The organism is Rhodoferax sp., assembly GCF_014859475.1.
Taxonomy (GTDB): domain Bacteria; phylum Pseudomonadota; class Gammaproteobacteria; order Burkholderiales; family Burkholderiaceae_C; genus Rhodoferax.
Window position 1 is genome coordinate 1 of sequence record NZ_JACUUE010000131.1, and the last position, 7,061, is coordinate 7,061.

The following is a 7,061-nucleotide window of genomic DNA, read 5'->3' on the forward strand; positions in this document are numbered from 1 at the left end:
GACTGTGCCTACGCGCCGCTGCGTCTGGCGGGTACACCCAGCCTCAATGCGGCTCAGTTGGCGCAGGTGTGGCAGCTTTTTTCACCCAACAAGGCGCTTGGGCTGACGGGGGTGCGCGCCGCCTACGTGATTGCACCACCGGGCGCAGCTGCGGTGGTTTCAGCCCTGGAAGCGCTGGCCCCGGCCTGGCCCGTGGGTGCGCACGGTGTGGCCATGCTGCAAGCCTGGGTAAGCCCTGAAGTACAGACCTGGCTACAGGCCAGTTTGCGCACTTTGCGCGACTGGAAGCTCAGTCAGACGACGTTATTGACCGGCTTTGGGTGGCTGTTGCAACCCAGTCAGGCCAATTTTTTCTGCGCCAAACCGCCGCAGCCGCCGAACCTGGCCGCCTTGCGCCACGGCCACGGCATCAAGCTGCGTGATGCGACCTCGTTTGGTTTGCCTGGCTGGTACCGGCTGGGCGTGCTGGGGTTGGGCTCGCAGGCAGCTTTGCGCCTGGCGCTGTCCGACAGGGTGGTGTTTACGCGAGACAATGGCTCATGAAAGATCACCAAGCCATGGCGGCCAAATGCATCATGGTGCTGGGCACCACCAGCGGCGCGGGCAAAAGCTGGCTGGCCACGGCCTTGTGTCGTTATTACGTTCGCCAAGGCTTGAAGGTGGCACCGTTCAAGGCGCAAAACATGAGCAACAACGCGCGCGTGGTGGCCAGCGACACCGGGCAGGGCGAGATCGGCAGTGCGCAGTATTTTCAGGCGCTGGCCGCGTGTGCCGTGCCTGACGTGCGCATGAACCCCTTGCTGCTCAAGCCCGAGGCCGATACCCATAGCCAGGTTGTGCTGCTCGGCCAGGTGGATCACGCGCTGACCGCCATGCCGTGGCGCGAGCGCAGCAAGCACGTATGGCCACAGATTGCCGCCGCGCTGGACGCCTTGCGTGCTGAAAACGATGTGGTGGTGATAGAGGGGGCCGGCTCACCCGCCGAGATCAATTTGTCGGACAGCGACATCGTCAACATGCGCGTGGCTGAGCACGCCAACGCAGCTTGTCTGCTGGTCACCGACATTGACCGTGGGGGCGCCTTTGCCCATTTGTATGGCACCTGGGCCTTGTTACCCGAGACCGGGCGCCAGCGTATCAAAGGGTTTGTGCTCAACAAGTTCCGCGGCGACGCGGCCCTGCTGGCCCCGGCACCGCAGATGTTGCAGGAGCTGACCGGCATTCCCACAGTGGCGACCTTGCCGATGTGGTGGCAGCATGGTTTGCCCGAAGAAGACGGCGTTTTTGACGACCGCTGCACGGCCCAAGGCACGGTCAAGCTGACGGTGGCGGTGATCGCCTACCCGCGCATCAGCAACCTCGATGAGTTTCAGCCGCTCAAAAACATTCCCGGGCTCAAGCTGCAATGGGTGCGCTCAGCGTCCGAGCTGGCGCGGTTGCGACCTGCGGACTGGGTCATTCTGCCCGGTTCCAAAGCCACGGCGGCTGATCTGGCCTGGCTGCGTGCCCAGGCGCTGGATGCTGCCATTGCCCACCATGCCGGTCAGGGCGGCAGCGTGCTGGGGGTGTGCGGCGGCCTGCAAATGCTGGGTGAAGCGCTGATTGATCCAGACGGCATTGACGGCAATGCGCCGGGTCTGGGCTTGTTGCCGCTGGTCACGCTGTTTGCGTCAGGCAAAACCGTGCGTCACACGCAGGCCACCTTTGCGTCCGACCTGGCCGCACCTTGGTCGGCCTTGGCTGGTGTGCGTGTGGCAGGCTATGAAATTCACCAAGGCAGCACGCAGCAACACCCGGCCATGGCGCGCGCCGGTGAGCTGGCGCGCGAGGTGTTGCCCGGGGGGGTGGCTTGGCAAAATACTGCCGGTAATGTGTTGGGCCTGTACCTGCATGGCCTGTTTGAAGACGCAGCCGTGCTGCAAGCCCTGTTTGGTGCCCAGCTCAATGGCAAGGTGCCAACCCTCGATGCGGTGTTTGATGGCTTGGCCGATTACATAGACCGGCATTTTGAGCCGGGCGTACTTGAGGCGCTGCCGGCCAATTGATGTATTGTGAGTCATATTGACGTACAATTTTGCGCATTCAAGGAGTTCACCATGCCATCTGTATCCACCCGCCGCCCGAGTACCGACTCTGCCCGCATCAACTTGCGCACCAGCCCCGAAGCCAAGGCGCTGATCGAGCGCGCCGCTGCGCTGATGGGCGCTACCGTGTCAAGTTATATCTCACAGACGATGTACGAGACATCACAGCGCGTGGTGGCAGATCAGGACACGCTGATGCTGTCGCAAGCCGACTTTGAAGTCTTTATTTCGACTTGTGAAAACCCGCCAGAACCCACTGAGGCGCTCATTGAACTCATGCGACTCAGCCGGTGAGTTATTTGATTGAACGTCTGGCCGAGCGTCACCAGCGCGGCGGCTTTGATTGCGGCGACACCGCGCTGAACGAGTTTTTGCAGCGTCAGGCGGGGCAGTTGGCGCGCAAGGGCTTTGGCAAGACCTATGTCGCGCTGGCTGATGATGGCGTCACGGTGGTCGGCTACACGACCTTGAGCGCGGGCCAGGTGAAGTCAGCGGCCCTCTCAATCCATCTGAAATTGCCGCGTTATCCCGTACCCATGTTGCGAGTCGGACGTCTGGCGGTCAGTTTGAATGCGCGGGGTCGGGGATTGGGCCGGCAACTGCTCGGCTTTGCTTTGGGGATTGCATTGGAATTTTCTGAGCGTGTCGGCTTGTATGCTGTGGTGGTTGATGCCAAACATGAACAAGCCAAGGCGTTTTACAGTGGCTTTGGGTTCATTGCTACACCGTCTGATCCGCTGTGTTTGTACCTGCCGATTGCCACCTTGAATCGTACCGTGGCAAGCCCTGATGCCGCCCCGGGAGCCCCTCATTAAGCTCGATTACGCCACCGTCGATGCCATGCGCCGCCAGCACCCGGCGTGGCGCTTGCTGGTGGCCGACCACGCGCCGCTGATTGCCAGTTTTTTGCAGCGCAGCTTTGTCGAGCCCAACGTGCGCGTGATGGCGCAGTCGGCGCTGGTTGAGGCCCTTGAAGACACTTTGTTCGGCCTGCGCGAGCAGCTCGGTGAACAGGCTTTTCCCAAAAGCGCCAATGAATACCTGAACGACTGGGCCGCGCTGGAGCGTGGCTGGTTGCGCAAGTTTTACCCGCCCGGCAGCGATGAAGTTCACTTTGACCTGACGCCGGCCACCGAGCGCGCCCTGAGCTGGTTGGCCAGCCTGACCGATCGCGCGTTTGTTGGCACCGAGTCGCGCCTGCTGACGCTGTTTGACCTGCTGCAGCAAATGCGCCAGGGTAGCGAGACCAACCCGCAGGCGCGCGTGCGCGAGCTGCACAAACGCCGCGACGCCATCGACGACGACATTGCCCGGGTGCTGGCGGGCAACATGCCGCTGCTCGACGACACCGCGCTGCGCGAGCGTTTCATGCACTTCACCGCGCTGGCGCGTGAGCTGCTCACCGATTTCCGCGAGGTCGAGCACAACTTTCGCGCCCTCGACCGCAGCGTGCGTGAGCGTATTGCGCTGTGGCAGGGGGCCAAAGGCGCCTTGCTGCAAGCCATTTTGGGCGAGCGCGATGCCATTGCCGAGTCGGACCAAGGCAAGAGTTTTCGCGCTTTTTGGGACTTTTTGATGTCGCAATCGCGCCAGGAAGAGTTGACCCAACTGCTCGAAGACGTGATGGCGCTGCCCCCAGTGGCCGGTTTGCAACCCGACCCGCGCCTGCGGCGCGTGCACTACGACTGGCTCGATGCCGGCGAGCACGCACAGGCTACGGTGGCCTTGCTGTCGCAGCAATTGCGCCGTTTTCTGGACGACCAGGCCTGGCTGGAGAACCGCCGCATCATGGAAATTGTGCGCAACATCGAGGCGCGCGCGCTCAGCGTTCGCGACCACATGCCGCCGGGTGATTTCATGACCATTGACGATCAGAGCGCGAGTGTCACGCTGCCGATGGAGCGCCCGCTCTACACCCCGCCCACCAAACTGGTGCTGGACAACCTGACGCTGCTGGCCGGTGAGGGCGATCTGGACACCACGGCGCTGTTTGACCAGGTGCGCATTGACAAGGCGTTGCTGGCCGGCCAGGTACGCCAAATGCTGCAGCAACGCGCGCAAGTGACGTTAAGCGAGGTGTTACAAGAGCACCCGCTGCAACAAGGCCTGGGTGAGCTGGTGGCCTATTTGCAACTGGCCAGCGAGTCGGCACAAGCGGTGGTGGACGAGTCGGTGCTGGAATTGGTGCAGTGGCCAACCGAGACCGGCATCCGCCAGGCCCGCTTGCCCAGAGTGATCTTTGCAAGGTGATGATGGAAACCACAAACCTGAGCAGGATGAACCATCACCAAAAAACCATTCGCGGCGCGGGCGCCGCGCCAACAGGAGCCACCGGCCTTTGTCTTGACGCGGCGCGGGCGCCACGCCAACGGATGCCGCCGGCCTTTGTCCTTGGTCTTTGTAGGAGCGGCGCCCCCGCCGCGAATGACTTGTGAGTGCCCCATGACCGATTCGATAACCGATATGTTCGGCAACCCTGTGCTGCCGTTGCCGCCCAAGCCAAAACCGTCAAAACCGGTGCCTGAGGCTGCGCCCCCCAGCCCCGACACCCCCCAACCCGGTGCCTACGATCTCACCACCGTGGTCATCCCGCTGCTCAAAGGTGTGCTCTACCGCGACAACGACCCGGCGCTGTGGGCGGCGCTGCTGGCGCTGCAAGCCCGGGTGCGCGATTACACGGCCGTGCTGGCGCTCGACCTGGTGCTGGACGAATCCGAGGGTTATGCCTTCCTCAAGGCCCGCCCCGACCCCGAAGACGAGTCTGCCCCCAAACCACCGCGGCTGGTGGCGCGGCGCCCCTTGAGCTTTCATTTGAGCCTGCTGCTGGCCTTGTTGCGCAAGAAACTGGTCGAGTTCGATGCCAGCGGCGGCGACACGCGGCTGGTGCTGTCGCTGGAGGCGGTGGTCGAGCTGGTGCGCGTGTTCTCGCCGGTCAGCAGCAACGAAGCGCGCCTGATGGACCAGGTACAAACCCAGCTCAACAAACTCATCGAGCTGGGTTTTGTGCGCAAGCTCAAAGCCGCCAGCACCCGCGCGGCCAGCCCCGACTACGAGGTGCAACGCATTTTGAAAGCCTTTGTCGATGCCCAATGGCTGGCCGACTTTGACGCCCGGCTGGCCAGCTACCAGGCGCATTTGGCCAATTCCGCACCCGACGGAGGCCAGGATGACTGATGAACTGATGCCCGGCGAACTCGACTTTGCCAGCCCAGACACCCTGGCCGGTTTCCGCCTGATGCGCCTGGAGGTGTTCAACTGGGGCACCTTTGACAAACGCGTCTGGGTGTTTCGCCCGGACGGCAAAAACGCTTTGCTGACCGGTGACATCGGCTCGGGCAAATCCACGCTGGTCGATGCCGTGACCACGCTGCTGGTGCCCGCGCAACGCATTGCCTACAACAAGGCCGCCGGGGCCGACGCCAAGGAGCGCACGCTGCGCTCCTATGTGTTGGGTTATTACAAGTCAGAGCGCAATGAGGCCAGCGGCAGCGCCAAGCCGGTGGCGCTGCGCGACACACGCAGTTATTCGGTTATTCTGGGCGTTTTTCATAACGCGGGTTTTGATAAAACCGTCACGCTGGCGCAGGTGTTCTGGTGCCGCGAGGCCACCGGTCAGCCCGAGCGCTTTTACGCGGTGGCCGAGTCGCCATTGAGCATTGCCGACGACTTTGGCCACTTTGGCAGCAGCATCGAGCCCTTGAAGAAGCGTTTGCGCAAAACCGGCGTGGCGCTGTTTGACAGCTTTCCGCCCTACAGCCACCATTCGCGGCGCCTGCTGGGTGGTTTGAGCGAGCAGGCACTCGAACTGTTTTTGCAAACCGTGTCGATGAAGTCGGTGGGCAACCTGACCGACTTTGTGCGCCAGCACATGCTCGAACCTTTTGACGTGGCACCGCGGGTGGCGGCGCTGATCGCGCACTTTGACGACCTTAATCGCGCCCATGGTGCTGTGCTCAAGGCCAAGCAGCAACTGGACTTGTTGACACCGCTGGTGGCAGACTGCGACCGCCATGGCGCCGTGCTGGCCGCCGCCGACGAGCTGCGCGCCTGCCGCGAGGCGCTGCGCGACTACTTCAGCCGCCTGAAACTGGGCCTGATTGACCTGCGCCTGAACAATCTGAACGACGAGCTGCGCCGCGACAGCGCCAAAGTGAACCAGCTCGAGGCGCAACAAGCACAACAACGCCTGCAAGAGCGCGACCTGCGCCAGGCCTTGGCCACCAACGGTGGCGACCGGTTGGCCGCGCTCGGGCACGAGATTGCCCAGCGTCAGCAAGAGGTCACGCGCCGCCGCGCGACCGCCGCCCGTTATGACGAACTGCGCCAGGTGCTGGATTTGCCGCCCGTGGCCAGCAGCGACGACCTGCTGGCGCGCCAGCAGACCTGCGTTGAGCGCGCCGCTACCGAGACCGCACTGCTTGATGCCGCCCAAAACCAGGTCACCGAGCGCAGTGTGGCCTTGACCCAGGGCCGCCAAACGCATGGCCTGCTGGTGGACGAGATCACCAGCCTGAAGGCCCGGCGCAGCAACATCGACGCCCAGTCCATTCGCATGCGCGCCGAGCTGTGTGACGCCCTCGGGCTGGACGTGGACAGCATGCCGTTTGCCGGCGAGCTGATCGAGGTGCGCGAGGACCAGCGCGATTGGGAAGGCGCCGCAGAGCGCTTGCTGCACAACTTTGGCTTGTCGCTGCTGGTGCCCGACGCCGTTTATGCGCAGGTGGCGCAGTGGGTGGACCAGACCCACCTGAAAGGCCGACTGGTGTACTTCAGGGTGCGCGCCGAGGTGCGGGCGCAGGCGGTTAGCTTGCACGCCGATTCGTTGGTGCGCAAACTGGTGGTCAAACCCGACTCGGTCTTTTATGCCTGGCTCGACCGTGAGCTGTGCCAGCGTTTTGATGTGGCCTGCTGCGCCACCCAGGAGCAGTTCCGCCGCGAGGTGCGCGCCATTACCCGCGCCGGGCAGATCAAGTCGGG

General features: G+C 63.3%; 7 protein-coding genes. All 7 read left to right on the forward strand.

Annotated features, from left to right (window positions below):
* Nucleotides 1–543, forward strand: a 543-nt coding sequence (locus IBX54_RS10795) for an aminotransferase class I/II-fold pyridoxal phosphate-dependent enzyme (protein WP_296542661.1), incomplete at its 5' end; no start/stop codon positions are given.
* Nucleotides 544–557: 14 nt separating this feature from the next.
* Nucleotides 558–2,045, forward strand: a complete 1,488-nt coding sequence (locus tag IBX54_RS10800; RefSeq protein WP_296542667.1) for a cobyric acid synthase — start codon at nt 558–560, stop codon at nt 2,043–2,045.
* Nucleotides 2,046–2,096: 51 nt separating this feature from the next.
* The gene (locus IBX54_RS10805) at nt 2,097–2,378 is read left to right on the forward strand and encodes a DUF1778 domain-containing protein (protein WP_296542662.1); all 282 of its coding nucleotides are present in this window, start codon (nt 2,097–2,099) and stop codon (nt 2,376–2,378) included.
* Nucleotides 2,375–2,899, forward strand: coding sequence for a GNAT family N-acetyltransferase (locus IBX54_RS10810; protein ID WP_296542663.1), 525 nt, complete (start codon nt 2,375–2,377; stop codon nt 2,897–2,899). Before IBX54_RS10805 ends, IBX54_RS10810 begins: the two co-directional genes overlap by 4 nt.
* A complete protein-coding gene (locus tag IBX54_RS10815; protein ID WP_296542664.1) occupies nt 2,874–4,334 on the forward strand; it encodes a DUF3375 domain-containing protein in 1,461 nt (486 codons plus the stop codon). The genes IBX54_RS10810 and IBX54_RS10815 overlap by 26 nt, the downstream gene beginning before the upstream one ends.
* A 192-nt stretch (nt 4,335–4,526) precedes the next feature.
* Nucleotides 4,527–5,258, forward strand: coding sequence for a DUF4194 domain-containing protein (locus IBX54_RS10820; RefSeq protein WP_296542665.1), 732 nt, complete (start codon nt 4,527–4,529; stop codon nt 5,256–5,258).
* On the forward strand, nt 5,251–7,061 hold a 1,811-nt coding region (locus IBX54_RS10825; RefSeq protein ID WP_296542666.1), incomplete at its 3' end, for an ATP-binding protein. The genes IBX54_RS10820 and IBX54_RS10825, both read left to right, overlap by 8 nt.